At 34.6% G+C, this 26,283-nt stretch carries 25 protein-coding genes; 12 read left to right on the forward strand and 13 right to left on the reverse strand.

Going from position 1 to position 26,283, the window contains the following annotated elements:
• Positions 1–301 precede the first annotated feature (301 nt).
• Positions 302–682 carry a MarR family winged helix-turn-helix transcriptional regulator gene (locus tag IHV12_RS20150; protein WP_197192066.1) on the forward strand — a complete coding sequence of 127 codons (381 nt, stop codon included), beginning with the start codon at positions 302–304 and terminating at the stop codon, positions 680–682.
• Between the two features lie 244 nt (positions 683–926).
• On the opposite strand, the gene IHV12_RS20155 is transcribed toward IHV12_RS20150, so the two are convergent.
• Positions 927–1,115 (reverse strand): hypothetical protein, encoded by a 189-nt coding sequence (locus IHV12_RS20155; RefSeq protein WP_197192067.1) that lies wholly within the window; start codon positions 1,113–1,115, stop codon positions 927–929.
• Positions 1,116–1,487: 372 nt separating this feature from the next.
• On the opposite strand from IHV12_RS20155, the gene IHV12_RS20160 reads away from it, so the two are divergent.
• From IHV12_RS20160 to IHV12_RS20175, 4 genes are all read left to right on the forward strand, one after another.
• The gene (locus tag IHV12_RS20160) at positions 1,488–2,990 is read left to right on the forward strand and encodes a spore germination protein (RefSeq protein WP_197192068.1); all 1,503 of its coding nucleotides are present in this window, start codon (positions 1,488–1,490) and stop codon (positions 2,988–2,990) included.
• Between the two features lie 13 nt (positions 2,991–3,003).
• On the forward strand, positions 3,004–4,098 hold the full coding sequence (locus tag IHV12_RS20165; RefSeq protein WP_197192069.1) for a GerAB/ArcD/ProY family transporter: 1,095 nt from the start codon (positions 3,004–3,006) through the stop codon (positions 4,096–4,098).
• Entirely contained in the window at positions 4,095–5,204 is a 1,110-nt protein-coding gene (locus IHV12_RS20170; protein ID WP_197192070.1) for a Ger(x)C family spore germination protein, read from the forward strand. Before IHV12_RS20165 ends, IHV12_RS20170 begins: the two co-directional genes overlap by 4 nt.
• 513 nt (positions 5,205–5,717) lie before the next feature.
• Positions 5,718–6,554 carry an STAS domain-containing protein gene (locus IHV12_RS20175; protein ID WP_197192071.1) on the forward strand — a complete coding sequence of 279 codons (837 nt, stop codon included), beginning with the start codon at positions 5,718–5,720 and terminating at the stop codon, positions 6,552–6,554.
• Positions 6,555–6,673: 119 nt separating this feature from the next.
• Here IHV12_RS20175 and IHV12_RS20180 read toward each other — a convergent pair whose 3' ends face one another.
• The 8 genes from IHV12_RS20180 to IHV12_RS20215 form a co-directional block, all read right to left on the reverse strand.
• The gene (locus IHV12_RS20180; RefSeq protein WP_197192072.1) at positions 6,674–7,624 is read right to left on the reverse strand and encodes a nucleoside hydrolase; all 951 of its coding nucleotides are present in this window, start codon (positions 7,622–7,624) and stop codon (positions 6,674–6,676) included.
• 259 nt (positions 7,625–7,883) lie between these two features.
• A complete protein-coding gene (locus IHV12_RS20185) occupies positions 7,884–8,108 on the reverse strand; it encodes a YueH family protein (protein WP_370568855.1) in 225 nt (74 codons plus the stop codon).
• 105 nt (positions 8,109–8,213) lie between these two features.
• Positions 8,214–8,837, reverse strand: a complete 624-nt coding sequence (locus tag IHV12_RS20190) for a hypothetical protein (RefSeq protein WP_197192074.1) — start codon at positions 8,835–8,837, stop codon at positions 8,214–8,216.
• Between the two features lie 25 nt (positions 8,838–8,862).
• The gene (locus IHV12_RS20195; protein ID WP_197192075.1) at positions 8,863–9,717 is read right to left on the reverse strand and encodes a DUF3895 domain-containing protein; all 855 of its coding nucleotides are present in this window, start codon (positions 9,715–9,717) and stop codon (positions 8,863–8,865) included.
• 264 nt (positions 9,718–9,981) lie between these two features.
• Positions 9,982–10,572 (reverse strand): hypothetical protein, encoded by a 591-nt coding sequence (locus IHV12_RS20200; RefSeq protein ID WP_197192076.1) that lies wholly within the window; start codon positions 10,570–10,572, stop codon positions 9,982–9,984.
• On the reverse strand, positions 10,569–10,988 hold the full coding sequence (locus IHV12_RS20205) for a hypothetical protein (protein WP_197192077.1): 420 nt from the start codon (positions 10,986–10,988) through the stop codon (positions 10,569–10,571). The genes IHV12_RS20200 and IHV12_RS20205 overlap by 4 nt, the downstream gene beginning before the upstream one ends.
• Before the next feature lie 336 nt (positions 10,989–11,324).
• The gene (locus IHV12_RS20210) at positions 11,325–11,681 is read right to left on the reverse strand and encodes a hypothetical protein (protein WP_197192078.1); all 357 of its coding nucleotides are present in this window, start codon (positions 11,679–11,681) and stop codon (positions 11,325–11,327) included.
• Positions 11,682–11,694: 13 nt separating this feature from the next.
• Complete coding sequence (locus tag IHV12_RS20215) at positions 11,695–12,846, reverse strand: ParM/StbA family protein (RefSeq protein ID WP_197192079.1); 1,152 nt, start codon at positions 12,844–12,846, stop codon at positions 11,695–11,697.
• Between the two features lie 438 nt (positions 12,847–13,284).
• On the opposite strand from IHV12_RS20215, the gene IHV12_RS20220 reads away from it, so the two are divergent.
• Positions 13,285–13,902 carry a hypothetical protein gene (locus tag IHV12_RS20220; protein ID WP_197192080.1) on the forward strand — a complete coding sequence of 206 codons (618 nt, stop codon included), beginning with the start codon at positions 13,285–13,287 and terminating at the stop codon, positions 13,900–13,902.
• Positions 13,903–14,011: 109 nt separating this feature from the next.
• Complete coding sequence (locus IHV12_RS20225; protein ID WP_197192081.1) at positions 14,012–14,539, forward strand: hypothetical protein; 528 nt, start codon at positions 14,012–14,014, stop codon at positions 14,537–14,539.
• Between the two features lie 388 nt (positions 14,540–14,927).
• Here IHV12_RS20225 and IHV12_RS20230 read toward each other — a convergent pair whose 3' ends face one another.
• The 4 genes from IHV12_RS20230 to IHV12_RS20245 form a co-directional block, all read right to left on the reverse strand.
• On the reverse strand, positions 14,928–15,329 hold the full coding sequence (locus IHV12_RS20230) for a hypothetical protein (protein WP_197192082.1): 402 nt from the start codon (positions 15,327–15,329) through the stop codon (positions 14,928–14,930).
• A gap of 11 nt (positions 15,330–15,340) precedes the next feature.
• On the reverse strand, positions 15,341–16,504 hold the full coding sequence (locus tag IHV12_RS20235; protein ID WP_197192083.1) for a helix-turn-helix domain-containing protein: 1,164 nt from the start codon (positions 16,502–16,504) through the stop codon (positions 15,341–15,343).
• Positions 16,505–17,721: 1,217 nt separating this feature from the next.
• Entirely contained in the window at positions 17,722–18,057 is a 336-nt protein-coding gene (locus IHV12_RS20240; RefSeq protein WP_197192084.1) for a hypothetical protein, read from the reverse strand.
• Positions 18,050–18,904 (reverse strand): AAA family ATPase, encoded by an 855-nt coding sequence (locus IHV12_RS20245; protein WP_197192085.1) that lies wholly within the window; start codon positions 18,902–18,904, stop codon positions 18,050–18,052. Before IHV12_RS20245 ends, IHV12_RS20240 begins: the two co-directional genes overlap by 8 nt.
• Before the next feature lie 728 nt (positions 18,905–19,632).
• Between IHV12_RS20245 and IHV12_RS20250 the strand changes: the two genes are divergently transcribed.
• From IHV12_RS20250 to IHV12_RS20270, 5 genes are all read left to right on the forward strand, one after another.
• Positions 19,633–21,144, forward strand: a complete 1,512-nt coding sequence (locus IHV12_RS20250) for a primase C-terminal domain-containing protein (protein WP_197192086.1) — start codon at positions 19,633–19,635, stop codon at positions 21,142–21,144.
• Between the two features lie 1,125 nt (positions 21,145–22,269).
• The gene (locus tag IHV12_RS20255; RefSeq protein WP_197192087.1) at positions 22,270–22,470 is read left to right on the forward strand and encodes a hypothetical protein; all 201 of its coding nucleotides are present in this window, start codon (positions 22,270–22,272) and stop codon (positions 22,468–22,470) included.
• Positions 22,467–23,270 (forward strand): hypothetical protein, encoded by an 804-nt coding sequence (locus IHV12_RS20260; protein ID WP_197192088.1) that lies wholly within the window; start codon positions 22,467–22,469, stop codon positions 23,268–23,270. The genes IHV12_RS20255 and IHV12_RS20260 overlap by 4 nt, the downstream gene beginning before the upstream one ends.
• Positions 23,236–25,206: a type IV secretion system DNA-binding domain-containing protein gene (locus IHV12_RS20265; RefSeq protein ID WP_197192089.1), complete on the forward strand. Its 1,971-nt coding sequence runs from the start codon at positions 23,236–23,238 to the stop codon at positions 25,204–25,206. Before IHV12_RS20260 ends, IHV12_RS20265 begins: the two co-directional genes overlap by 35 nt.
• A complete protein-coding gene (locus IHV12_RS20270; protein ID WP_197192090.1) occupies positions 25,203–26,282 on the forward strand; it encodes a conjugal transfer protein in 1,080 nt (359 codons plus the stop codon). The genes IHV12_RS20265 and IHV12_RS20270 overlap by 4 nt, the downstream gene beginning before the upstream one ends.
• Position 26,283: the final 1 nt, after the last annotated feature.

Genomic DNA, 26,283 nt, shown 5'->3' on the forward strand with positions numbered 1-26,283 from the left:
TTGGCTAGTTCTTAAATCAAGAAGTAACTAAAAAGTGCTTGAGATTATCCTCAAGTACTTTTTTCTGTTTGCAATTCTAGTTTATAGCCTCTCTTTAGTGTTTTAGTCCTCGTTTAGTACGTTTTTATTTTGTTCTTATACTTCAGTTCTAATATATGGAATACATTTCTATCGACAGTATCAAATAAAGGGAATACACTTGAGCATAGGATATTCTCTTTTATGAAATTAGTTAAAAATAGTGTATAACCATTATTCTATTACTTAAATATTAGAGGTGAACAAAATTAATAAAATTGTGTTGGATATAGACAAGGTAATTAGGTATCTTGATGGTTTTAAGCAGTTTATGATTGAAGGAGAAAAACTTACATACCAGCAAATGCAAGTTTTAAGCATTATCGCCAAAAAAGAAAGGCAGTATATTGGTGAAGTTTCTAAGCTTTTAAACACTAATCCTGCTTCAACTTCAATAACAATTGAAAAGTTAACAATTAAACAACTTGTTACACGAACATATAATAGAAGTGATAGAAGAAAGGTGCAAGTTAGCTTAACTGATTTCGGACGGCAAGAATATAATCGATTAGAGGAAAAAAAGATAATTATATTACAAGACTTACAGAGTTCGCTTACTGAAAAGGAGATAATGTTAATTAATTCGATTTTTTCTGAATACTGACCAAAACGGTAGTAAAAATAAAAAACTCCTAATTGACGTTAGGAGTTTCATGATTTTTACATGTTAGCAAGTCTTGAATTTATGATAACAAGATTTCTATTGTCTCCTTGTTCAAAAGGATCTCACCACTTAAATTGGTTATTCTGGATTCTATTAACATCAACGTCACAGGTTCTGGAATATCATGAAATTTAGTTTCACCTTCTAGTAATGCTATTAATATCTCTTTATATATATTGCATAATTATTTTAAACCTTTATCAGTTACATAATACTGTGCAGACCTTTTCATCATTTTACCTAATTCTTCAAGATCGCCATTTTCCTTAATTACTTTAAGGTTATATAGTTGGTTTCTAATATCATTAGGTAGTTCACTAAATGTAAGTTTTTCAATTAAAAAGTCTATAACTATCCTACTCGATTCAAGCAAAATTACTAAGCCTCCATAATATTTTTTTATTTACTCAATAATTCCTATCAATTTACTTGTTTTATTATTATAATTTGCCTTTCAAATTCTGTAAATAAAAATTAACAGAATAATACAATACCCCCCTCAAACAAAGTTGAGGGGGGCTTTTAATGATTATTATAAAGTAAAGAACCTCTATATTGGGTGTAGAGGCGATTGGAGTAAAAAGGGTTAGAGCTTATACGGTTATTATTTAAGTTACTGAGAAATTCTCAGCTATTTAATATATTCATTAACTACAAATATTGTGCAGAGGCTAAGAATGATACATGTTATCTCTCTAGTATAAAAAATATCTTCTGGGTAGATACTAAATGTGGGGGTGTGCCTATGTTTAGAAAGGGAAATTCTAAGAACCACCATATCAATAACAACGATAACCAAGAAACGAATTTAGACAGTGTGCTTGATAGTTCATCACAATTAGTGGACTACCTTTTACAGAAATGTCACCAGACTTCAGATCTTAAGATCTTAACAATTTCAAATCTTACACTATTCTTTATTGATAACCAAGTAAATCAAAGTGAGTTTAACCTGAATATAATTGGAAGGCTAAATAATCAAACAAACTATAAGATAGATGATGTCATTAACGTCATATCTGTAGGAGATATAGAAAAATCAAGTGACATAAGCTATGCCTTACTCTCGGTATTAAAGGGTTCCGTGTGTATTTATACTAATGGCATACAAGAAGTGATCTTAATTAAAATTCCAAGTAAAAATAATCGGTCACTTAGTAAACCAGAAAACGAATCACAAGTAATTGGTTCACAAGTAGGTTTTAATGAAAGTCTTTCAACAAATGTATCTTTGATACGGAGATCACTTGCGACTCCTGATTTAAAAAATGAGTTTTACATTATTGGTAGAAGAACAAATACTGGGGTTTCAGTACTATATATAGAAGGTCTTGCATCAAACGATCTTGTTCAAAGAATGAGGGAAAGACTGTCATCAATCGATATAGATGGATTGTTAGATAGTGCTGAATTAAATCAATTAATCAATGATAACTCTTTATCTATTTTTCCTCAAATGTTGTTAACTGAGAGACCAGATCGAGTATGCCATGGTTTGTTAAACGGTAAGATTACTGTTTTAGTAGATGGGAGCCCAATGGCTATTTTATGCCCCTTGTCATTTATAGAGTTCTTTGAAAGCAAGGAAGATTACAATGTTCGTTGGCCAATTGCGAGTTTTGTTCGTTTGTTACGTATTACAGCAGTGTTTTTATCTGTTTTTTTCACAGCACTTTATGTGGCAGCACTTACGTTTCACTACGAAGTAATTCCTCAAGCATTACTCGTCCCTTTGGGTGAGTCAAGATCAAGGGTTCCTTTTCCACCCTTATTTGAAGCGATACTACTTGAGTTTATTATTGAACTTTTAAGGGAAGCCGGTGCGAGACTACCTACAAAAGTAGGGCAAACAATGGGTATCGTGGGTGGTATTGTAATCGGAACTGCTGCTGTACAGGCCGGTTTTACGAGTAATATTCTAATTATTATTGTGGCTTTAGGTGCTTTAGCATCATTCACAACTCCAAGTTACCCAATGGGTAGCTTAATACGTGTCATACGATTTCCCATATTAATTTTAGCAGGCTTTTGGGGCTTTTATGGTATCATGTTTGGTTTTTGTTTTATCATGATTCACTTATTACGACTCACAACACTTGGGAGTCCCTACATGGCTCCATTCTACCCCCCTCGATTTAAAGATTGGGTTGATAGTATTGTTCGCCTTCCGTTTCGTTTTATCTACAAAAGACAAGCTTTGACAAGACCAGCAGACAAACAAAAATATAATCCAGATGAAGTGAACTAGAGGTGGTTATAATATGCACGTACAGCAAAAAATCAAATCTAACTATTTAGTAAATGCTTTTTTGGTCTTTTTTGTTGTTCATGCCACTCAAATCGGTGTTGGTCTACAAGGTTTCCAACGAATAATCTATAGAGATGCTCACCAAGATGCTTGGATTTCTGTTCTTATTGCAGGTTTAGGTACTAGTATTCTTGTTTTTGTAATTATAAAGACTCTAGAACTGTATGAATCCTCAGATATATATGGTATACACTATGATGTTTATGGCTTTTTTTTTGGAAGACTGTTTAACGCTATTTATATTTTTTACGTTCTTATTTGTTTTTTTGTAGTATTAAGAAATTATATAGAAGTTATTCAAGCATGGGTTTTCCCTGAGTTGTCATTATGGTTTTTATCATTATCAATCATATTACTTGTCGTTTACGGTATTACTTCTGGTATTCGAAGCATGGTTGGAATAGCATTCTTTAGTGTAACACTTTCACTTTGGTTGCTAGTATTCTTAGTTTACCCACTCCAATATGCAAGATGGGATCAAATGCTTCCTATGATGGAAGCAGATATCCTAAGTTTGTTAAAAGGTGCCTATAATATGACATTTACAATGTTGGGTTTTGAGATTCTATATGTTATTTATCCCTATATAAAGGAAAAGAAAAAGGTGCAAAAATTTGCTCAGTTCGGTCTTCTCTTTTCAACTATAATTTATGTGGCATTAATGATAGTCGCTATTATCTACTTTAGTGGTATGCAACTCGAGAGAACAATTTGGGCAACGTTGTCTTTATTTAAAATAGTACGACTTCCATTCATTGAAAGATTTGAATATGTTGCCATTACTTATTGGATGTTAATAATATTACCTAACTTAATTTTTTATATGTGGTCTGCATGCAGAGGTATAAAACGGATGTTTAACATAGAAGAAAATAAGAGTGTGTGGTTTTTTTCTGCAATTATTTTAATAGCTGTACAGTTTATCGTAACCAGAACACAAGTTAACATGATAAACGACTATTTTGCAAAGTTTGCTTTTTATGTAGTAGTTTGCTATCCGTTTGTTCTATATGCTACTGCATGGTTAAGAAAGAGGGTCAGCTCATGAGGAAACAAATTAAAAATAGTATTTTTATTCTTGCAACAACTTTAATTCTTAGTGGTTGTGCAGAACAAAAAGTTCTAGAAGATATTGGACTGATTACAACGGTTGGATATGATCCTGTAGGGAAGAAGATAATGTCCACAATGGTAGTGATGCAAATTAATCCAGAAGCTCCTCAAAAAATAGATGTTATTTCTAGTGATGCTCTAACAAGTAAAGGAGGAAGGATAGAGGGAAATCTAAAAGCTTCAAAGGCACTTCAATCAGGTCAGCTTAGGGTAGCTCTGTACAATGAAAAGTTAGCTAAAAGAGGTATAAGACCTTATGTTGATACTCTTGCTCGAGACCCATCAATAAGTGACCTTACGTACCTTGGTATTGTTGAGGGATCAACGAAGGAACTTCTAAAACATCAGTATAAAAATATCCCTGACATTGGCCAGCAATTATATAATCAGATAGAACAGTTAACGGAGAAAGAACAAATATCAAATGCTACACTGCAGAGTGTGCAGCAAAGCTATTTTTCAGAGGGGATTGATCCCATATTACCGTTAATAATCAGGGACGGTGAAACTATTCGTGTATCTGGTAATGCAATTATGAGGAACGATAAAATGGTTGGTAAATTAACAGTTGAGGAAAGCTTCTTTGTTAAATTAATTAGAGATGAGTACAATGCGGGGAGTATAGAATTAACTTTTGATTTAAAAGATGATAAAGGGAAAAAACATACAGTAACAGCGGTTATTGATACCATAAAAAATTCAAGTGGGCTCGACCTTATTGAAAAAAATGTGCCGAGTTTTGATTTAGAATTAAAGATAAAGGGAAGATTATTAGAAGTTCAGGGGGCAATAGATCTCATGAACCCCAAAAATGTTAATCTATTAGAGAGAGAGATAAGAAAGAAAATGAAAGAAGAAATCGTTGACACCATTGAGTACTGTAAAAAAAGAAATTCAGATGTATTTGGTTTTGGTGAAGCGTATAGAAGTTCTGTTCGACATGCTAATTTAACAAAAAGTCAATGGCACCAAAAATACAAACATATTCAATATGATTTAAAAGTTGATTTCTCCCTTTTAAGAACTGGTATTACAGAGTAACTTTTGCATTATAAACCCCTGGGTATGGCTTTTGGTTTATTCTTTAATTTGATTGTTAGTATTGTGATTTCATACAAATTCTTCATTCATCCTTCGCTATCTCGTTATCAAATAAAACTGGGGCTTTATGTCTTAATAGGTAATTGTGTTTCTTCAATTACAACCAGAGATATAGAACGTTATAAATCTTTCAATTTGCCTTTAGCCTTAATTCGATTCTGCTTATATGCAAGAAAAATAACAGAAGCTGTTGCAGCACCTACGAAGGTTAAGTCTTTCATCTTTACATCTTTTGGTAATATATTTTCTTTGCTTCTAAGATTGATTATGTAATCACTCCTTCTTAAAACTGATAGTATCCCTAAATGTTTAATTCCTCATTCTCAGATAACTAAATACAACTGAGTAAAATTAACATTTTAGAGAAACATTACTAATGAAATTTTGTCCGATTGGACCTAATTTCCATGTTAATATGGTTATATACACTATTTTTGCAGGAGACTGAAAATTATGCATCAAAATAATGAATTATACTTATATATGTTAGATAAAACTTGGAAGTTGACCGAAGATTGGTATCAGTCACTTGATAAAAGCGATCCAAAGGTAATGTATTCTTCAACTGATCCTCAAGTAATTAATACTTTTAAGCAACAAAACTATGAATTTCATAAGCGTTTTTGTACACTCTTTGATGAAGCGGAATCTGAGTCTAATTTCTTGTTGAAATTTGAACCTTGGATTGTTAATATTGCCCGAGATGAAGAACATCTTGATACTCCCATACACTTTATATTAAGAGAATTCTTTAAATCTCAAGAACAGTATATTAATTTAATTAATCAATTTATTGAACAAAACCCAAATCAGTATTCGAGAGAGACGGAGAACCTTTGGAAAAATGTTATTACTCAAACATTTGCAAAGGTGATGGTTTGGTTTACGCAAGAAATTACTAATTATGCTAATAGGCAGTTAGAGGCGTCAAAGGAAATGATTTTAGAATTGAGTTCACCAGTTATTTGTTTAAATAATAATACAGGACTACTACCTCTAATAGGAGAAATTGATACCGCAAGAGCTAAACATATACTGGAACAAACTTTAAAACAATGTTCTGAAAAAGAAATTGAACATCTCCTCATTGATTTATCGGGTGTATTAATAATAGATACGATGGTAGCACACCAAATTTTTCAATTAATTAACACATTAGATGTTTTAGGAGTGAAAAGTACACTCTCTGGAATAAGACCTGAAATAGCACACACTGCTATACAATTGGGTTTGGATTTTGAAAACATCTCAATTACATCTACATTAGAAAGAGCAATAAATGATAGGTAGACATATAAAGATCGCAGATTAATGAAATCTGCGGTCTTTAATTTTATCAACCCTATTGAATTATTACTGATCTTATTTAAGTCCAGGCTGTATACACATTTATTTTGTAAATGTAATAGTTAGTTGTAGCGCATAGTCATCACATTAATAAAATCTTCTATGAACGCATCATAATTAAAAGATATAGCGATATGGTCAGTTGCTTCTGAAATCGATTCTGTTGATCTTTTTCTAAAATCAGCTATACTTTGTCCTTTAGTATTGTCAAAGTTTATAGATACGGATGCTTCTCGACTTATATAAGATACCTTATCCGGATTAACTAAAGCAAACATAGTAAATACATCGTGCAATGGGCTGCCCGAGAGGCTAGGATCTAGTTTTTTATATGCTGTGTTGTAATAATCAAATATGGGTTTTATTAAAAAAGTAAAAGCATTAAATGGCTGAGAAGTAATAAGTTCAATGTTTTCAGGTTTAATAATTGAGAAGTTTGTAACGTTTAAGGGTGTAATAAAAACATTTCTTCCTTTGTTTAGTATCAGATTTGCAGCTAGAGCATCTCCGTGAAAATTAGCTTCAGCTATAGGTGTTACATTTCCGGGGACTAAAAAAGCACCACCCATACTATAAAAAGCACTTATTTTACCAAGTTGTTCATCACCGCCTAACAAGAATGCGATAGCTAATGAAGTAGACCTTCCAACGTCTACAATGTAAAGGTTATAGGCATAAGTATTAATGATTTTAAAAATTTCATCAAAGTTTACAACTTCACGTTGAACAGTGTCTGGTGGACGTATTGGCCCTAGTCCTTCCTCTCCATGAATTTCAGGATAAAAGATAGCAATTTCGCCACTAAGAGGACTTCTGGCGCCAGAGATGATTGGTATATCTTCTCTTCCTGCAAGCTGAAGGAGATATGCTACATTCTGTATGGCTTGTTGTTGGGGTACGTTACCATAGCTTGAAACAATGCCAACTACATTTATTTTGGGGTTTAGGAGTGCATACATAATGGCTAATGAGTCATCAATACCAGGATCACAAAATAATAAAACGTTATACAAGCTATTTCCTCCCTTTCAGTCTAGTCAGAACTAGAAGAAAAATTAAAGAACTCTTTCGAAAATATTCTAAAGGAGGTTGTAACATGACTGTTATGGAATATCAGACCCGTCGAATAATTAAATGTTTTTAATGATAAGTTTGATGAGTTTACTAATGCTAATAACTGATACAGTACAAATAAATCTAAGTTATTCATATTTGTAGTTCGCTTATGTATTACTCTTCTTTATTATTTAATCATTCTTATTGCGTAAATTACTATGCGCAGTTCTTAATAAGATTAATGATTGAGGTTACTAATTTATTTGTGTCACCAGCATACAAGTGATAGTTTAAAGAGTTTTTAAGATGATCCGTCTGTAAAGTAATTTTATCAATTTCTCTAAACTCTGTAGACCAGTGAATGCTAGGTATAGCTACAATATAACGCCTGTCTTTTGTTCTATACAAAAACACCTCCATTGTATTACCATGTAGCGAGATTTCTTCTAAGCAAAGTACTGCTGTTTATGATTGGCAAGACCCCGCCAAAGTAGTGGGATATTATTGTCCCTATCATTGGCAACAGGTTCTCGAATAACCTTGATATTAGTCATTGCCTTCATACAACAATTCCCGTTTAGATAGCTGTACTTTTAATTCTTCAGCAAGAGGGATTTCAGGGTTAATAGTGAAGCGAACCGGCTTTTTTGCAAGTTCCATTCTTTCTTCTAACGTCATTTCAAAAGTCATTTTACGTTGGGCTTCAAAATGCCCCTCACTTTGTATGGATTTGGCTAATACTAAATCAAAGTCAACGTCTGGAGAGCAACCATTGACTTTAATGAAATGTTGCATTAGATTTTCCCATTGTTCCTTACTAAGCACTGATTTTGTTCGTCCAATATGTTGAAGCGAGTGACAATCTCTACAAATGAGTTTTATTTCTATTAAGTGGCATACTTTATTTTGAAAATCGTAATTCTCCAACTCATGTAAATGAAGGCGTTTTATGTTTTCTTCCTTATCGGGTACCCACGCACAGATGGAACACTTATTCTCTTGTTGTTCTAACACTGCTGGACGAAGTTTCTTATTCCAAAAATATTGGGCTGCTTTCCTTACAGTGCTACCATGAAAAAAAGGTGGTTTAGCCGAGGGTAAAAGTTTAAATTTCGCAAGATCAAGTTCTTCCCACTGCTTCTTACGCAATTGCTTTTTTCGAGATACCATACATCTTGAGCTCCTTTTTAACATTTTAAACTTTAATTGGAGTAGAAGTTTTTTCATAGTAACGGTCTTCAGTGTTTTTTGTGCGAAGTAGACCAAGGTTACCTTGCTTTACTAAAGTTTCTAAGTGCATACATACAGATGGGTAAATTTTTGGTTTACTAGTGCTGTACCTCTCTCTAGATGCTCCGTGTTCTTTAATTAATAACTCACATATTACCCTGGCACTACTAATCCCCTGATCCAGAAACTTCATTATTATATCCCTATATTCAGCTATAACAAAATCTTTGTGGCCAATGTCTATGGCAGGTAGTTCCTGGTTCTCAAAAAAAGTTTCTTGCCAAGTATCCAGTTCCTCACCAACACTATCATTCTGTTTTGATCGAACCTCTACTTCTATTTCCCTTCTAAGTAGTTGTTCCTCTTCTAGTGCAGCTAAATAAGCAAGTTTCAACCTTTTAACTTGCCTATTAAGCAGTGGAACATTGGCGTTCACATGCAGTTGCATGTCTGAAGGAAAGATGTAGTCTTCAGTAATAAACGGAAGTTCATTCTGAATCTGCCATCCGGTGGCTATCTTATATAGCAGTTCATCCAGTTCATAATCGATAAAATTAAAACCGTTAACGATTGATTTAATAAGGTTTGGAGGAATACCGGTATGCTCTTCAAAATGGGTAATACCAAATCTTCGTACAGTTCCTGTTCCCTTATGTTTAACGATGTATTGATACCTAAGTGGTCTGCCGCATTCACAAGGTGTTTCACGATTAACAAAACCGTTATCTATATAATCCTCAAGAATCCACTCATCAAGTAGTATTTCAATCTCTTCACTAGGCACATCTTCAGGAAATACTAATCCTTTATCCCGTGCCATGAAATTAGCAAATACTGTCTTCTTTCCTCTTTTGAGGTGCAGCTTTAGAAAGTCGATTTGAACATCGTCGAGGGCATTTAGAATTTTGTCTCTTTCATTAGCGTTCATTATGACTGCCATGTTTAATTCCTTTCTCACTAGATCAGGCGAAGATGTGCTTTTAATATAAAACCCTATATTTGTAATTTTTTCACAATTTTAATAAAAAAACCACCTTTATTAAGGTGATTGGGATAAAAATAATTATAAAACGCTAAGGGACTTTTAATTTTTACTTTCTGTATATTTTATTAGTTTTTGGGCGATGCACTTTACATTACCCTGCTTATACTCATTGATAAAATCTGTAAATATGATTTCTAATATTAATTCTAAGGTGAAATGATGACCAGGATAAAAATCCTCCAAGTCTAACAAAAAATTCTCTCCCCTTAATGCATCCTCGCGATCTATACCGATTTTTATATGACAACGATCCACCGATTCACCGTTTCTATCGACCTCATTATTTAACGAATAATCATTAATTTTAACGGATGATGTGTCACGAACAACTAGCCAATTATATATTTCATGAAGATTATTGTTACTCTTCCTAAGATATAGTAAAAAATCTTCATATAACGCGGAAAGGAGATGTGTTTGTGTAAACTTCACTTTAATATCTTTAGTGATGTCATAACACAGTGTTCTAGAACGGATCACAATTACGGAAGGCATACTAATAGTTAGAAAGACATTATTATTAATCCCTAACATTCTGTCAATAACCTTCGAGAGAAAAGAATCTGTATATGATCCTTCAATGCGGTCTAATTCTTCTCCAATAATATTTACTTGGCTATATGCCCTCATAATAGAGTACCGCCCTCTAATTTTAATACAAAACTTAATATTCTATGTGCAGCCTTCCTTTTACTACAGTCCCAATCAAATGTGTGATTCATTAATATGTCGTTAAACTCTTTTTCTAGTTTAATTTCTACTGGCTTTCCGGAGGCTTTATAATCAACTTCTGGGAAGTCGAAATTCCTTGTTAAAGCTTTCTTCAATAACAAAGTACAAAATGGAGTTACAGGCATATTAGCTTTATAAGCTAAATATTTTATTATCCTTTTTTCTTCTTCGGTGACATAAACACGAATGTCAAACTTAGCATCACATCTTTTTTTTCGAGGCTTGTCTTTATTCAATTTCCGAACGGTTTTTCTTTCTGAAAGTTTAGCTGCGCCTTCTTGTTTCTTCCCATAAGATGGATTAATAAAGGTCATATACCCCTCTCCCCCTCTATAATTTGCTCTCTTCTCATTAAATATGTCAGCGTCATTTTGTTATTTTGTTAGATAGTCATTTATATGGAGAAAGGTTAGAGGATAGAACGTATAAAATTTAAAAATTCTGTCAACAATAAAAATACGAACAAATTAATTCTTGGAGGTTGTAATATATGTCCAAATCTAATGTATCAGCTTCATTAGGATTAACTAAAAAACAATTAAAAGATTTTGTTAAAGCTGCTAAAAAGAAACCAGGTATCAAAGTATTCAAGGTTAAATAAAAGACCGTTCCTAAAAAGGTCCGGTCTTGAATGTATTGAAAAGGGCTTTTTAAAAGTCTAAATCATAAGTTTCATCTATGGAACCTTTGATTTCTTCCGTTGAAATGACTTGTCCTTCTATAACTTCATCTTTTGATTCATACTCTTTGCTGAAATTTTGCGACGTCGACAAATTAATATTTTCTATCCTTTTTGCTAAGTCTTTAAAGTGCTCGTGCATTTCTCTTTTCATTTCGGAGATACTACCTGCCAATGATTGATCTGGTAAGGTTCCATTAAGGTCCCTTTCGACTAAGCTTATTAAATAGTCTTTGAGTTCTCTATTTTTAGACTTGGTTTCAAAACAGTTATATACACGTTCAGACATATGATCTGTTCTTATAGCAAATGTAGCTTTTCGTTTCAATGTAATCACTCCATTAAGGCTTAACTAATGTGTCTGCACGACTTAAAATTTCTAGTCCATACAAGTTAAGTTTTCGAGCTTCTGGCAAGAAAATATGATTAGATTCCAAAATGTCAGAACCGTATTTTTCTTTGATAATTTCCTCTATTGCTTCTTGAACTACAGGTGCAACACCACCAAAATAACAATATTTATAAGTTTTGTCCTTTGGAGAAGGAAAAGCATCTTCTATTTTCGAAAGAACTATCGATGTCCACTCTTTTAATGCGGCTTTAATGGGAGCAGCAAGATCAACAGATTTTCCACTATTTCCGTCCCTTCGTTCCATCTTAGACTTGCCGATATTTTTTACAATAAAGTTTTCAAGTTCTCTAACATCATCAAAATGTTCAATTAATTTTTCAGTTCTTAGTTTTTCTATGTGACCTAAAAATGGGATATCTGCTATGAATGCCATTGATTCACGACTTCTTGGGGCGTTTAAACCAGCTGGTAATAAACATAGATCCCCTGAACCTCCGCCTAAATCTACCATGACCACATCATGATTCTTAAACTGTTCTGCATCTGAATTATCTTCAAGTTCGAACGTTTTCTTAATTGCCCATCTAGCTACTTCACTCTCTGTTCTGCATTTACTCTCATTTACTTCAATTGAGATTTCCTTTTCAAACCCTGGTGTATGAATCTTTACAGAATGAGTTCCTAAAAATCTTTGAGCCATTTTTTGTTGCATTTCACTAAACTTATTTAGTTTAAATAGAAGCCATATAGGAAGCATTGTAGAAAAGTAATCAATTTCAATTTTATTATCTTCTTCTTTTTCATTTTTGATAGTGTAGTAATAAGCATTTGAAGCAAGAAATAAAACATATGGGATATGCGATTCAGCTTTATTATGTAATTTTCGAATATGATTGTTTCCAAGAATTTGATCCTCAGCAACTTCTCCGACTAAAAAATATCTCTCTTCATTATCAATAGTGCAAGAAACCAGGAGATTTTTGAGTAATTCTTGTGGTGAGTCAATCGAAGTTACGAAGTAACCCTCAGCTTTCTCTTTGCTTAGTTCCACGACATTTGTAGGGAGTTCAAAATAATAACCATCAATAAGATTCATGTTAATAGAATTTCCAAAGTCCGTGTTCATGCGTTTAACATTCATTTAAATCTCTCCTTAAATTATATTTGCTGTTTGTTAACATTTTAGCACACATAAGAATAGGATGAAAGTAATTTGTTAACATTTTTAATAGTTATAAATACATAAAACAAAAAGGTTTATATCAATTATTTAAAGGTTATTATATAATTTGTTAACTTTTTTTACATTGTTAACAAAAAGTGATTTTATATAGTTTTGAATTTAAAGGTAAGTTTATAAAGTGGAGTAATATACTATGTTAGCTCATTTTAACTAATTGATAATCCCTAGAATTTTAGTGTATTACGCATGTGTAAATAGCAATAATACATATTTTATATATATAAATTAAAGGAATTTTAATATCTATATCGTATACTAGTGATTAATTCGTAATATATATCATGCTCAAGATGTATTACGTAATACACCTTGAATGATACATCAGGAGGTCGTGTTATGAATGAAGATGAACTCTTAAGTGTTGGACTGGTTGCTCAAGAACTTGGACTTGATCGGCAAAAGCTACAAAGGTGGGAAAGTGCGGGGTTATTACCGTTTTGTGTTCATGATACAGACGGCAGGAAATTTTTTCGAAAAGATTTTGATAGAATTTTAGAGGTAGCTGAAGTAGTCTCGCGAACCGGTTCCTTAAAGGCTGCGTTATTAGAAATTGAGAGGAATAATGCTTTAGAAAATGTTTTGGAGAGAAAAGAAGAAGATAAAATGGTGATGATGCTTGAAAAAGCAATCGGTAAGGAGCAAATGATAGCTTTTTTTCAGGAACTTGGCCAACAAATGAAAGCACAAGAAATTCACATAAAAAAGCAAGATGAAATGTTGCTTGTTCAAGCACAAGAAATCAAGCAATTAAGAGAACAAATGACAGAACTAAAAACTATGCTAGCTGAACCTGCGCCTTCCATTAATCAAGACGATCTTATAAAAAGAATCGATGAAGAAGTAATTCAAAAACGTCAAGACGAACTTGTAAAACAGTTTACACAAACCATCGAGAAGAAAGAACAAGAAAAAGAGAGTAAGGCTGGTTTTTGGAAACGATTGTTTAGCAGATAATTATTGAATTAAGTAACCACCCATTTAATAGGGGTGGTTTTGTTAACGTTCAACTTGATTTTCCGATACATAGTATAAGTGAAAAATAAAATAAAAGGGGATAGTAATAGTGGTTTTAGAAAGCGTGCTTTTTAAGTTGTATCCAAAGTACCACGATTATAGAAAATTAGTAAATCAACAAGTATCTAACCATTCGGTTGCTGAAAAAATAGCTATTAAGTCAGTAAAAGATTTCCAACTAGATTATAGAATTAACAATATCTATAGTTTTTCAGTTGTTGAAGAAGATAAAAACAAAAAAAATGTAATTACAGAGATAACTGATTACAATGAAGAAAATCAAGTTTATACTGCTTTTACAGAAGGAATAGGGAATATTTTTTTGATGGATGAATATGAAAAGAAAAATATGTTAAAAGATGCGTATTTTCAAAATAAAATGAATAATGGAGATCTTTCATTACCTATTAAAGCAACTGAAGTTAAGCAAAATGTCCCGGATTTTTTGTATGTTATAGACAATAGGAATTATATGATTTCATTAAAACCTAGGTTTAGCATTGAAACGGGAGTGAGTAGGAGAAAAGAAGTAGAAAAACTTTATAAATATCTTTTTACTAACTTAGAAAAAAGTTGATTACACATTTAAGAATATCTTGGATATAGCTTCTGCGGTTACTTATGGTGGGGAAGCATTGAAGTTTTGGCTTTATATGGGGGATAGAAATTATCGTTTTTATTTGTATCATCCTGGTTCTTTAGATTTCAAAATAGATTCTGCTATATATAATTTATCGAAGCCAATTAAATATGCTTAATTAAGCATTAGAAAAAATTAATTATCCCATTTTGTAAATAATAATAAAAGCATATAATAGAAATAGCTATTAGATGTTAGAATGTCTAAAAGCTATTATAAATAGAGTATTTCCATTTGGAAAAGCTCAACACAGGCATAAAACCACCCTTTAAGCTGCCGAGCTATTCAAGGGTGGTTTTTATTTCAAAGTCTATTGGAATGATTGTTAGATTTTGGTTTTTTTGAACAAATTATTTAAGGATTCCAATAAATCCTCTTTATATTCAGGTGGGAGAGCTGGAATTGCTTCACGCGTATGTCCTTCTATAGATGGAAGGATGTACTTATTATAATGCTCATCAAACCTTGCTTGCATGTCATCGGTCCAGAACCACATAGCTGAAGGACTTTCTCCTCTCGAGCATGCAATATCACGAAAAATACGGCTCATTTTCTTTTCATCCTCTTGTGTTACTTCGCGCTTTTTACTTATTATCCCTGACATTAACGAGATAAATATTCTTTCTGCATCCCATTTTAATATTGCACTCTCATTTGCAGCTTCATAAAAACGTAAGTGTTTTTCTGTAAAATCAAATTCTCGGATATTAGGCAGGTTAGTTTTCATTGTTTTTCCTCCTATAATAAGTCATCGGGATCAATATCATCAAATTGTGATAGATCTATACTTCGGTCTTTCCATTGGGTGACATTGTTATTGTTCTTTCTAAAATAAGATCGATCTTGGTATGTATTTCTATAAGATTGTGTATCATATTCTCTTAAATTTCGTTCAAAGTGAGATTTCACATGACTAACCTGGGGATCTATTGCTAAATAATGCAATGCTTTTTTGAAAGCATCTTTTGATGGTTTTTTATCTAAGTAAATTTGGTTAATAAGTTTTAATGAACGATAAATTAATAAATAGCGATTCTTTTCTTTATATTCTAATTCTATTAGTAGATTATAAAGTGCTTTCTTTAGTTCATTTGGTAAATCTAACTGATCAATTTCATTCGGCAGCTGGTTTTTTCCGCTTAATTCTTCTTCCATTTTAAAATCCTCTAACTGAGCAACAAATACGTTTAGAACTGGAAGTCCATCTTGTTTTAACGCAGCATTTAAAGCAGCATATAACACTTCTAAACTAAATAGTCTTGTATAGGTAGATATGTTGCTTTGTAGAAGACTTAATGAAAACTGTTCGGTTTTAATGAGATATTCTACTTTTTCTGCATGGTGATAAAGTAATGAACGTATTTCTATTGGAAGCAAATAATGCTTTTCTACATTCTCTACTAACCCTCTAAATCCATTTTGGATAGCTTTGTTTTGTTCCCTTGCTAAAGAGATGTTTTTGGTATTCATTGTTTTGCTGGTGTCATTACTTGATTTAGCATTATGTTGATGTGTTCGTTGGGAAAGTGTATCTGATTCGATAGTGTTCTTGGTTAATAATTTTATTGCTTTATTGGCTGCAACTTCTGGAATGGCTTCTATAAAATACACTTTGTCAAAAGAATTGGGACCTTCTATTTTACTAATTGAAACATATCCAATTTCTATTAATTGTTTTAAGTGCTTGTAAAATGTGCTATCTGTTATACCAAGTTCTTTAAACATAATTTCTTCTTCTGGTACTTTTCCAGCAAAACTACAAAGGTAAGCATAAATAAGTTTAGCAGTAGCATTGATATTATCATCCCTCATTACTTTTTGAGGAATTAAACCGTATCCGTTATCATAAACAGTACCTCGGAACTCTATAATTCCTTGTCTGTTATCAGTGGTTATTCCCATAGTTTTACCTCCGTCAATCTTTGTTTTAAAACTAAATATCTTGTCTAGGGGTAGCTCCAACTTTTTATCATATTTCCCACGCTAAGGCTGAAAACCCTGGTATTTAAGACTTTCCCCTAAATGGTCGTTTTAGGGAGTTTTGAAAAACGCTGATCTGATAGTTAAAAACTGATTATTTTTGTTCCCTAAATCCATCCCTAAAAGTAATTCCCTTTTCATTAGAGTCTTTACCTTAAAGGGAATCAGCTTAGAGTAGGGAAAAATACCATTTTACTACCAAAAAATGTATTAGCGTGGGTTTTACGTCAAAATGTTGGTGGGACCCCGTCTAGAAAGTTATGTAATACTTTAATCGTTAAATCCACTTAAAAAGTACAATTTAAAGGGGGAGTTTACCCGTTACCTCTTTATATTATTCGACTAATTTCTAATAATTGTTTAATAAATATGTTATAAAATATCTTTAAGAATATTAGGGATATTGTCAGTAAAAATATTTGCAATAGTTATTACACCGAAAGTTGTTTTCAGCTACTAGGATAATTCACTTTAAGTTCACAGGGCTGTATATTGATAGTAGACATTGCATAAAATAAAAAGAAACCACTAGGTGCAGCTAACACCTAATGGCTCATTTACGACAGAGTATTTTCAAAGGGGGGGAGGATCGACGCAGAAGGAAAACCATCTTAAGCTGGCGAGCTATTCAATGGTGGAGGATTTGTAATATGTCCAATATTTAAGCTCAAATATGCGTTATATATTAAACTATTATTGTGTATTTTGTTCTTAAAAAATGATATACTTTATTTAGGAATTCAAACTACTATGAATAAATTATCGTTTTTTTTATAAAAATATAAATAACCGTATGGTTGCGCCCATACGGTTATAGATACAATTGCGATCGCAAAGTGAGCGATTGGCAGTCTAAAGCAATTACAGAAGTAATCCACCCTCAGTCGCCAAACTAGCAGGGTGGATTACTTTTTTCTATCGATTAATAGGACTATTAATGTAATTAACGCTATCATAAACATCGCTGTGTCTAAGTCCATCAGTTGCACCTCCCTTATGAGAGGCTCAACCGCCCACCCTACTATGCAATTGTAGATTAATAATACCACGATTATGAAAGTTCCTCGACCCCTGAATTATTATAGAGTGGTAAGCTATCCTGTATTGGTTAAGCTATATATGGGTGGGTTTATTTTTGTTTATTCGCTTATAAGCTTGCTCAAAGTTTTAAATGCTCTTTTTTGATCAACGTCTAATGCAGTATCTACATAGTTATCAATCATACTATCAATGAGTTCGTAAGCAAATTTGTGAGAAGAAAATTTTAATAATATATCAATTTGCTGCTTCGTATTTAGAGAAACCTTAATGTTACTTTGTTGATTAAGATTTATTTTTTTGACAGATTCCTGGTCAGCTTGTTTTTCTTTTAATTTTGTTTTTTGTTCTTTGATTACCGTTTTATCAGGAAGTTCAGGCACTACTCTAGGTTGCTTTATTAAACCAGAGGGCTTTTTTCGGTTATTTTCAGTCATTTGTATCACCACTTTCTTCGAAGTATTTAATTCTGCTTACAAGTTCATCTGCTACTTTGGAATACAATTTAATCACTCGCTTATCATGTTGATCTACTTCAATAATCCCAGTATTGTCAAAACGCTTTAACCTAGCCATGTTATGTACCTTGTTTTCAAAAATATTTTCTTCTCCAAACACTTCAGCAGCATGATCTAAAACAAATTGATCTAAGGTGGCATTTCCATCCATTAAAACAGGTAGTACTCCACATATTTCGAATTCACCATTATATTCATCAGCTAATGTCTGAAGATCTTTTAAATACATTTGAGCTCCATCTAGGGATAGCTCTTGTGTCTGTAAGACGATCAGTATGTAGTCTGCACACATAACAGCACTGTCAGTAATATAAGATTTAGTCGGTGGTACATCAATAAAGATGTAGTCGTATTTATCTTTTAATGGTTCTAATAGCTTTGAAAAGTAAGTGATCTTGTTTTTCGTTACTTCATGATAATCTGGATCATCTTCTTCTAAAATTCCAAATTGAATATCTAAAAATGTGGTGTAGTTCGCAAAGTCGATGTAAGAAGGGAGTAGCCAAAGATTATCAATAATCTGGACTTCTAAACCTTCAAGATTACCCGTTCTCACCGCTGACATAAGTGTTTTTTCAAAACTAAATATCTCCGAAGAATGAGCTCTTTTCGTTCGTACAAGTACAGTGGTTGAATTTGCTTGAGGATCGAGGTCAACAACAAGTACTTTATAACCCTTTTTAGCTAGTGCGTAAGCGTTCATTACGTTGTTTTTTGTTTTTCCTACGCCGCCTTTATAATTGCCTACACATAGTGTAAGTGCCACAAAATCTACCTACCTTCAAAAATATTTTTTTATATCTATATTCATATAGATAAATTTAAATATAGATAAATATGATAATATCTATAATACATCAAGTTTGAGTATGATACATTAATGAATGTTCCTAAACCGCAAAAATACTTAAATAGCAAGGATAACAACGGCAGGTATTAAACCACTCTAAATTAAATTAACCCAAAAAATAAGTAGCTCCTTTATTTATCTATAGATAAATTATCATATATTCATATTTATCTATTATCATTTATGATACATTTTAAACTGAATTGTAAAATTCCACTATTTACAAAAAAAAAAAACTGTTGTAGAGTAGTTCACAACAGAGATGTACATAAATCATTAAAAATCGATACATATTTCCTTTTAAAAAATTAATAGATGTAGGATAAATAAAAAAGCCATTTTAATCGATCACGGCGTCGCCAAACGCTACGATTAAAATGACTTTTGACCTGACACTCCTTAGCCGGGATTCAGGTTAATTAGCTACACACTTATTATACTACCCTTTTGGTATGTATTTCAACCCGAAGTTACAGTTTTTCTATGTTACTTTTTGGTAAAAAATCATACAAAAAACGACAGGGTTTCTAGTGAGGCGTGATCTTTTTAACTTGTGCACGGACGAGTGCGTTTACAGGTTTCAGAGATCACGCCTTTTTTGTCGTGTCCTGGTTATTTATCCCGATAATTCGGGAGGTGAAACAATGGGACAAGTGTATCAAAATGTTATCGATCTAATCATCCATGATGGGTTAACTCGCTATAAACCAAAGCAATCAAAAGGATCTATGGCTGAACAAATTCAAGCGATGCGTGAAGAGAACAGTAGAAGAAATAAAAAAGGATCTGTGGCAGTGGTCAAAGAGAAGAAACATCTTGCGACAGCTGCAGGAGTGAAAGGTTTTCCGGTCACATCCAAAGAATCTTTATATAACATTGCGAACGACGTGTCCCATTGGACACCAAATATATATAATACATTGACTTACATAGATGCTCGACGTACTTACATAAAAGGCCATGCTGAAGACAACCTCCAACAAGTAAACTGTTTTGTGATTGACTGTGATACGAAAGAGGGTGTTACGGTCAATGATCTACTGATCCACGGATTAGACGAAAGTATCGGCTTGCCGACTTTAATTTTAGAAACACCAAAAGGGTTCCAGTTGTATTACATACTTGAAGATCCTCTGTTCATTTCGAATAAAAATGACTTTAGAGGTCTATTTGTTGCAAAAACCATATCTAGTAATCTACGAAAATCCTATGCTAGAGGCATCAAAGGCGTTGATTTAGCATGCAACGACTTTGGTTTCTTCCGTATGCCAAATGAGGAAAACATTCGATGGTTTAACCCAGAGTATGTATATTCCATGAAGCAACTGATCAGCTGGTCTTCTAAAGAGTCCGATAATGAAGGTGTGCACCTATATCCGGTGCGCTCTGTAGAGAGCAACTTTAATGCACTCGATCAGGAATGGTTTCAGGAATTAATACGTTTGACAAACATAAAAGGGGAGAAGGGTTTAATGGGTCGTGATAACGTTATTTTCACGATCGCTTTAGCGTGCTTTTCGGCAGGGAAGAGTAAAGACGCAGCCTTTAATCTACTCGATGAGTTCAATTCGAACTTGGAGTACCCTGTAACACTTCCACAACTGAAGAAGTCCATAAAAAGTGCGTATTCTGGTAAATATAAAGGCGCTAGCAAAGACTATGTATCTCATCTTTTAGAAACATGGGGGAGTGGTCTGTCTTCTTTTGGTGTACAAGGATGGCATAAACACGCGAAACCTCGTGAAGAGCGTGAACGCTCACATTGGTATGAGTGGGAGCAAGACGTGATCAACTTTATCCAGGAGAATATTACAGCCAACAAACCATTCTATGAATGCACGCAGAAAGAGATTTCTGAAGCAATCGGAATCTCTAGATCCATGCTGAATGTTGTATTTAAGAAATCTACTAAACTATACAAAAAGTGCTTTGGAAAAGGGAGAAACAGCAATTCTGGTTTTACGACAAAAGTACATCTATTCCACTATTTAATTCAGCTGAAGCAAACGAAAACAGCCTTTTATAAGAGCATTATCAAGGCATTAGATGTTCGCAAGTTCGAGATGGATAGTATTCTATTAGCAGTTGAAAAAGGCTTAAACATCGCTCGCGGAGCGCCTCTTGACAAGCAATTAACTATCCATTCGTCTGCCTAAAATTAATTGTCTCTTCTGCCTATACATATCTAGTAACCTCTCCTTCTACTCTTGGGGAATGCCTTTTAAAAGCTTTCTGTTCAATTATTATTGGTTCTAGGTGTAATTAACTAGAGTTTCTTGAGAATATGTCAACCAACTAAAACAAAGGCAAGAGATTGTTGCAAACTTTTGCTAATAATTAATGCTGAATCCTGTTAATTAGTGCTTTAAGCTGATGGTGATTAAAGCTGTTTAGCGCTTCGATTCTTACTCTCGATACGAAAGTAAGAATATCGCTAAAAAAAATGAGGCTGAGGATTGATAAGCGAGCAAGGAGATCAGGGAGGGAAAGGGATTAAAAAGTAGGGGATGGAGATTAAGAAAAGATTTAGTATATGCAATCAGTATTCAAATTAAGTCAATGTGTAATTCAGGACTTAAATCTAAACTTTTAATCTATGTTAGGGAAATCAGGTGCAGAAGAAGTTAGATAGAAGTGAAGGGAGGAGGTTAAGAAAAAGGCTGGGGAGATATATAGAATTGTTATGATTAGATAGTAAAAATATCACATATATGAAATAACAAGTGAGCATATGGAACGAATTACCTTTACAATCATTGCCAAACAGGTGTGCGTATACTACACTGGTCTTAAAGGAAATTATAAGAAAATTCAATAGATTTAAATACGTAAATCAAAAGAAACTCAATTTGCATTATATTTGCGGTAGAAAATGGCCGCCAACCCCATTAAACAAAGGGCAGATTGACTCCTGTTTATTTTCGTAACCAGCAGAAGACCTCGCCTATACTACGTAAACATAGCCGAGGTCTTCTGCTACTAAATAAAGGCGGAGGTCAATCTAAAGTGTGAGTGGGGTGGCGGGGAGGAAATGAGGAGTCTGGTGTGAAAGAGGGAGGAGGATAAGAAATAAAGTTCAAGAGTAAAAGATAAAGTTCAAGGGATAAGTACAAGGTCAAGATCAAAAGAAAAGTTCAAGGGAAAAAGGATAAAGGCAAGTTCAAGTGAAGGTTGGTAAGTGTATAAAAATGGAGGTGGTTGATGGGGTGTTGGTTGTAGTGAGTAGTGTAGAAATATAAAGTCAAATGTATAAAAATTCAAGGAGGTGTTTTGTGTTCTCTATGCTGAATAAATGGCTGCAAGCCTATTTGGGTTTATTGGTTTTGTTCTATGTGTTGGTCAGCTGGTGTGCGGTGAAAATTCTTAAAGTGGTTGTGTTTGTATTTGCGGTTTGTTTTTCGATTTTGGTTTATGCAATCAGCATGGCTTTTGGTAAACTGCTAAAAGGGAGAGTGGTTCCTATATTTGCTAGAAGAGGATGATGAAGTTGATGCTAAAGTATACTTCGCTTAAAGAGAAAGATTTGGAGTATCTTACGTTTATTTTGAGGAATGGAATGGTGACAGCCAAACAGATTCTATTAAAGTTTCGAGAACCTAATATCCACCGGGTGTACCGTAGACTACGAAAACTTGAAGGGAAGAAATATGTCAGGCATGAGCAGATCGCTCATAAAGTAGGGGTTTACCTGGGGACGATCGATGCCCGGAACTTAACGAATGTTCATGTGACGGTCCCGACGAAAGCTTCTGTTTACACGATGCAGCATAACCTTCTGCTTAATGATTTGGTTCTCTTTTATGAGTTTCAGGCGGAGAAGCAGGGAGTTCAGTTTACGTATCGGACGGAAAGAGAAATTCGTCACTCCATGATTGGAGAGGGAGATAATCAAAGTAAATTAAAGGCGTATAACGCGAGCCGTGAACGTATTCCGGATGCGGTGTTCTTTTTCAAAAATGCGGAAGGAGTGGTCACAACTACCTGGGTAGAGCTGGAACTCAATAAGAAAGAACGAAAACGGTATGATGAAAAGTTTAAGCTTTTTGAGCAATTGCTCTCTAGTAAACGCTTAGACGATCAGCCATATTCTTACGACCAAGTGATCTATTTCGCAGATGATGTGAAGATTCATAATGTGGTCAATGACGTCAAGCGACGATTAGTTAATGCAGATAAAATTTCCATACGTAAAATTCCGTCGGTCATTATTAACGAACGTTGGGAAGAGGTGATGCCAAATGGATCCAATGGCGAAACGCCAGGACCAGACGCAACAGACTGAAATGGACCGAATGATTGGTGATGTGGTCATCTACGGTTTGATCGGAATGATCGGGATTCTCTTTTTTATTCCAGCCCTACTGGGAATGCTGATTTTTGCTGTATTGCACATATTCAAGCGAGAATGGTTTTTCTATGTGGGTTTAGGATTTGGAATCCTGATTCTTTTATGGCAATTTCAAACTGGGATGCTGCTTACCTATTTTGGATTGATTTCAGAAATGAATATCCCGTATCTTTCAACCGGTGCAGAGTCTCTACTCAATGATGGGAATCCTATCGCGATTTCTGCTTCATCCTATTGGGTATTAGTGGGACTTTCCTTCCTCTTTTCCTTTGGCTTCTTCATCTTTGCCAAGTTTTTTTGGAAAAGGCGAGTCAAGACCAAATCCGGAGAGGTTCAGAAGCAAAAGGCAGAACACCGGTATAAAACGTTCAGAAAGAACCGGGTGAAGTTTTTAAATAATAAACAGCAGCATTACCGCAAAAAGCCTTCACAGGAAATCTTTGTGGGCTATACCGACTTTAAAGAACGAGTGGCACTGGAAGCGAGAGAGCTCAATTATCACATGCTGGCTACAGGTGGGACAGGTACCGGAAAGACGACCTTGATTGCTTCTTTAATGGAAGCGGCGCTGCAGCAGGATAAACCCATCATCTTTGTAGATGGGAAGGGCGAGCGGAAATCCATGCTCGAATTTAAAGCGTTATGTGAAGCATATGGCCGTAAAGTGTACCTGTTTTCAGAAATGGATAACTTGACCTACAATCCCATCAAAAATGGTACACCGACAGAAACACGCGATAAGCTCATGTCCCTCTTCAGCTTTTCGAGTGAAGGAGACGGTGCTTACTACACGGATATTGCTTCACGGTATCTACAGCTGGTGGTTAAGCTCATTGATGAAGCTCAGGTTACGAGGGATATCAAAACGATTGCGAAATTGACGAATGTAGGGTCCATGAATGACTTTTTCAAGGAACACAGCATCCAGGAAGAAATTGAAGAAGACATTGAAGTGGAAGTCGAAGAAGAAGTAGCAGTTGGTAAAGCGCCAGCGTCCTCAGATTACGATCTAAGCGGTTTTGTCGCACCATCGGAACCAAAGGTCGAAATCGTCAAGAAAAAGGTTGTAGAGAGGCGTAAGCGGACTGTGACAAAGCTTCAAGAAGGTATGCAGCGGATTAAGAACATTTTGGATGATGAGTTCCCGGAAGAAATCGTAGTAGGCTGCTTAACTCGATTAAAAATGCAATTGGGCGAATTACTAGAGTCTGATCTGGGCCATTTATTCATCGAGCGTGAAGATGGCATCGATCTTCAAAACATTACGGATCACAACGATGTGGTGATTTTCAGTATTTCAGGGAGTCGTTATGCAGACTATATTCGGAAAATTGGGAAAATGATTATTCTTGATGTGAACAGTCTAGTCGCATACCGTCAGGCAAAGGGGCGAAAATCCATCTTCGGTGTATACGATGAGTTTTCAGCGTATGGCGACCGTCGAATCGTGGATATCGTGAACAAATCACGGTCTGCTGGCTTTGAATGCATCATCTCCACTCAAACGTTGTCCGACATTGATGCCGTGGATCCAATTATGACCGAGCAGATCATTTCCAACTGTAATGTCATTGCCACAGGACGCGTGAATTCCTCTAAAGATGCAGAGCGCATCGCTCAGGTGTTCGGAACGTTTTCCGACCGGGAAATCACGCAGCAGATTGAAAAGAAATACCCCCATATCCGGTATGAAGCTGAAATGGGAACTGTTCGCGATGTGGAACGCTTTAAAGCCAATCCAAGTGAAATTAAAAATCTTCAAATTGGTGAGATTTTTATCAATCGAAAAATGGTGGAGGTGGACGGCAGCGATACGTATTTCAGCCGAGTGTATGTGCGTAATGCCTTAGACTTAGGAGGGATCCAATGAGTTTTTTCAGCAAGTTGACAGGCGGTCTTAAAAAGAATGTCTCTCAAGGAAGAAAAAAAGTCTTAAAAGATGAACGACGTTTAACGACTTCTCGTTTGAATGGACGAACCGCCTTTACCGTGGTCTTTTGGGGGGTGTTGCTCGGGGTTATCTTTTTCTCCTTTCAGGCCTGGGCGCGAACCGGGTTTCTGAATGAAAAGGTAAACGGTTATCAAGATCAAGCGTCTTCGCAGATTGAAAGTCTAAATGAGGTAGGATTCGCCAATTCACCGGCTGGTGAAACGTATGCCAACCAATTCGTTACTACCTATATCAACGTATCCAATGATGAGAAGAAACGAGAAGAACGATCGAAAGCACTTCAAGACTTCTTGGCTGAAGGGTTACAGGTGGGAGAACTAGAAAACCTAACAGCTTTTCAAGGGAAACGAGTTTTGAAGAGTGCTAGCTTATATGATGTGAAGAACGTGAGCGAAGATGCAGCGAGTTATGTTTATCGTATAGAATATGAACTTTTCAACGTCGTCGAGAAAAAAGAGCAAGTTCCTGTTAAAAGCAAGGGCAAAGATGGAAAAGAAACAGTCGTAAAAGAAGAAAGAATGAAGAAAATCGATGAACCATTGGGGAAGAAAGAGCAAATGATTGTGGTCCGGCTAGGGACGGATGGAAACTCGTTTAATGTCATTGAACAACCTTATTATCAAGCAATTCCTGGAAAGTCGCGGGTCGCGGCGGTTCAAGATCAAACCGATCAATCGCAACAAAATGTCAAAGTGAAAGATGAGATGAAACAATTTGCTACACAGTTTTTCACCTCATATACAACCAATTCAGTGGATGAGATGGCTTATCTCATGGAAAAGCCAGAATCTCTGAAAGATCTTTACGAGTATAAGGGACTAGAAGATTTTGTGGTTTATGATGGGGAGCAAGAAGGACAGTACATTGTGAAGACGCTTGTGCTTCTGCAAGAGGCGAATACGGGATTGCAGACCAAACATCCGTTTACTCTTGTTGTAAGCAAAGAGAACAATAAATTTTATGTGAAACAGTTTAAACACACTTTAGGAGGATGAT

It is taken from the genome of Fictibacillus sp. 7GRE50 (assembly GCF_015903875.1).
Lineage (GTDB): Bacteria > Bacillota > Bacilli > Bacillales > Fictibacillaceae > Fictibacillus > Fictibacillus phosphorivorans.

Excerpts from the sequence above, each read along its gene's own strand:
- IHV12_RS20160 (WP_197192068.1), top strand. The coding sequence starts at position 1,488 with ATGTTTAGAAAGGGAAATTCTAAGAACCACCATATCAATAACAACGAT.
- IHV12_RS20165 (WP_197192069.1), top strand. The coding sequence starts at position 3,004 with ATGCACGTACAGCAAAAAATCAAATCTAACTATTTAGTAAATGCTTTT.
- IHV12_RS20170 (WP_197192070.1), top strand. The coding sequence starts at position 4,095 with ATGAGGAAACAAATTAAAAATAGTATTTTTATTCTTGCAACAACTTTA.
- IHV12_RS20175 (WP_197192071.1), top strand. The coding sequence starts at position 5,718 with ATGCATCAAAATAATGAATTATACTTATATATGTTAGATAAAACTTGG.
- IHV12_RS20190 (WP_197192074.1), bottom strand. The coding sequence starts at position 8,837 with ATGGTATCTCGAAAAAAGCAATTGCGTAAGAAGCAGTGGGAAGAACTT.
- IHV12_RS20195 (WP_197192075.1), bottom strand. The coding sequence starts at position 9,717 with ATGGCACGGGATAAAGGATTAGTATTTCCTGAAGATGTGCCTAGTGAA.
- IHV12_RS20200 (WP_197192076.1), bottom strand. The coding sequence starts at position 10,572 with ATGAGGGCATATAGCCAAGTAAATATTATTGGAGAAGAATTAGACCGC.
- IHV12_RS20205 (WP_197192077.1), bottom strand. The coding sequence starts at position 10,988 with ATGACCTTTATTAATCCATCTTATGGGAAGAAACAAGAAGGCGCAGCT.
- IHV12_RS20215 (WP_197192079.1), bottom strand. The coding sequence starts at position 12,846 with ATGAATGTTAAACGCATGAACACGGACTTTGGAAATTCTATTAACATG.
- IHV12_RS20220 (WP_197192080.1), top strand. The coding sequence starts at position 13,285 with ATGAATGAAGATGAACTCTTAAGTGTTGGACTGGTTGCTCAAGAACTT.
- IHV12_RS20230 (WP_197192082.1), bottom strand. The coding sequence starts at position 15,329 with ATGAAAACTAACCTGCCTAATATCCGAGAATTTGATTTTACAGAAAAA.
- IHV12_RS20235 (WP_197192083.1), bottom strand. The coding sequence starts at position 16,504 with ATGGGAATAACCACTGATAACAGACAAGGAATTATAGAGTTCCGAGGT.
- IHV12_RS20240 (WP_197192084.1), bottom strand. The coding sequence starts at position 18,057 with ATGACTGAAAATAACCGAAAAAAGCCCTCTGGTTTAATAAAGCAACCT.
- IHV12_RS20250 (WP_197192086.1), top strand. The coding sequence starts at position 19,633 with ATGGGACAAGTGTATCAAAATGTTATCGATCTAATCATCCATGATGGG.
- IHV12_RS20255 (WP_197192087.1), top strand. The coding sequence starts at position 22,270 with ATGCTGAATAAATGGCTGCAAGCCTATTTGGGTTTATTGGTTTTGTTC.
- IHV12_RS20260 (WP_197192088.1), top strand. The coding sequence starts at position 22,467 with ATGATGAAGTTGATGCTAAAGTATACTTCGCTTAAAGAGAAAGATTTG.
- IHV12_RS20265 (WP_197192089.1), top strand. The coding sequence starts at position 23,236 with ATGGCGAAACGCCAGGACCAGACGCAACAGACTGAAATGGACCGAATG.
- IHV12_RS20270 (WP_197192090.1), top strand. The coding sequence starts at position 25,203 with ATGAGTTTTTTCAGCAAGTTGACAGGCGGTCTTAAAAAGAATGTCTCT.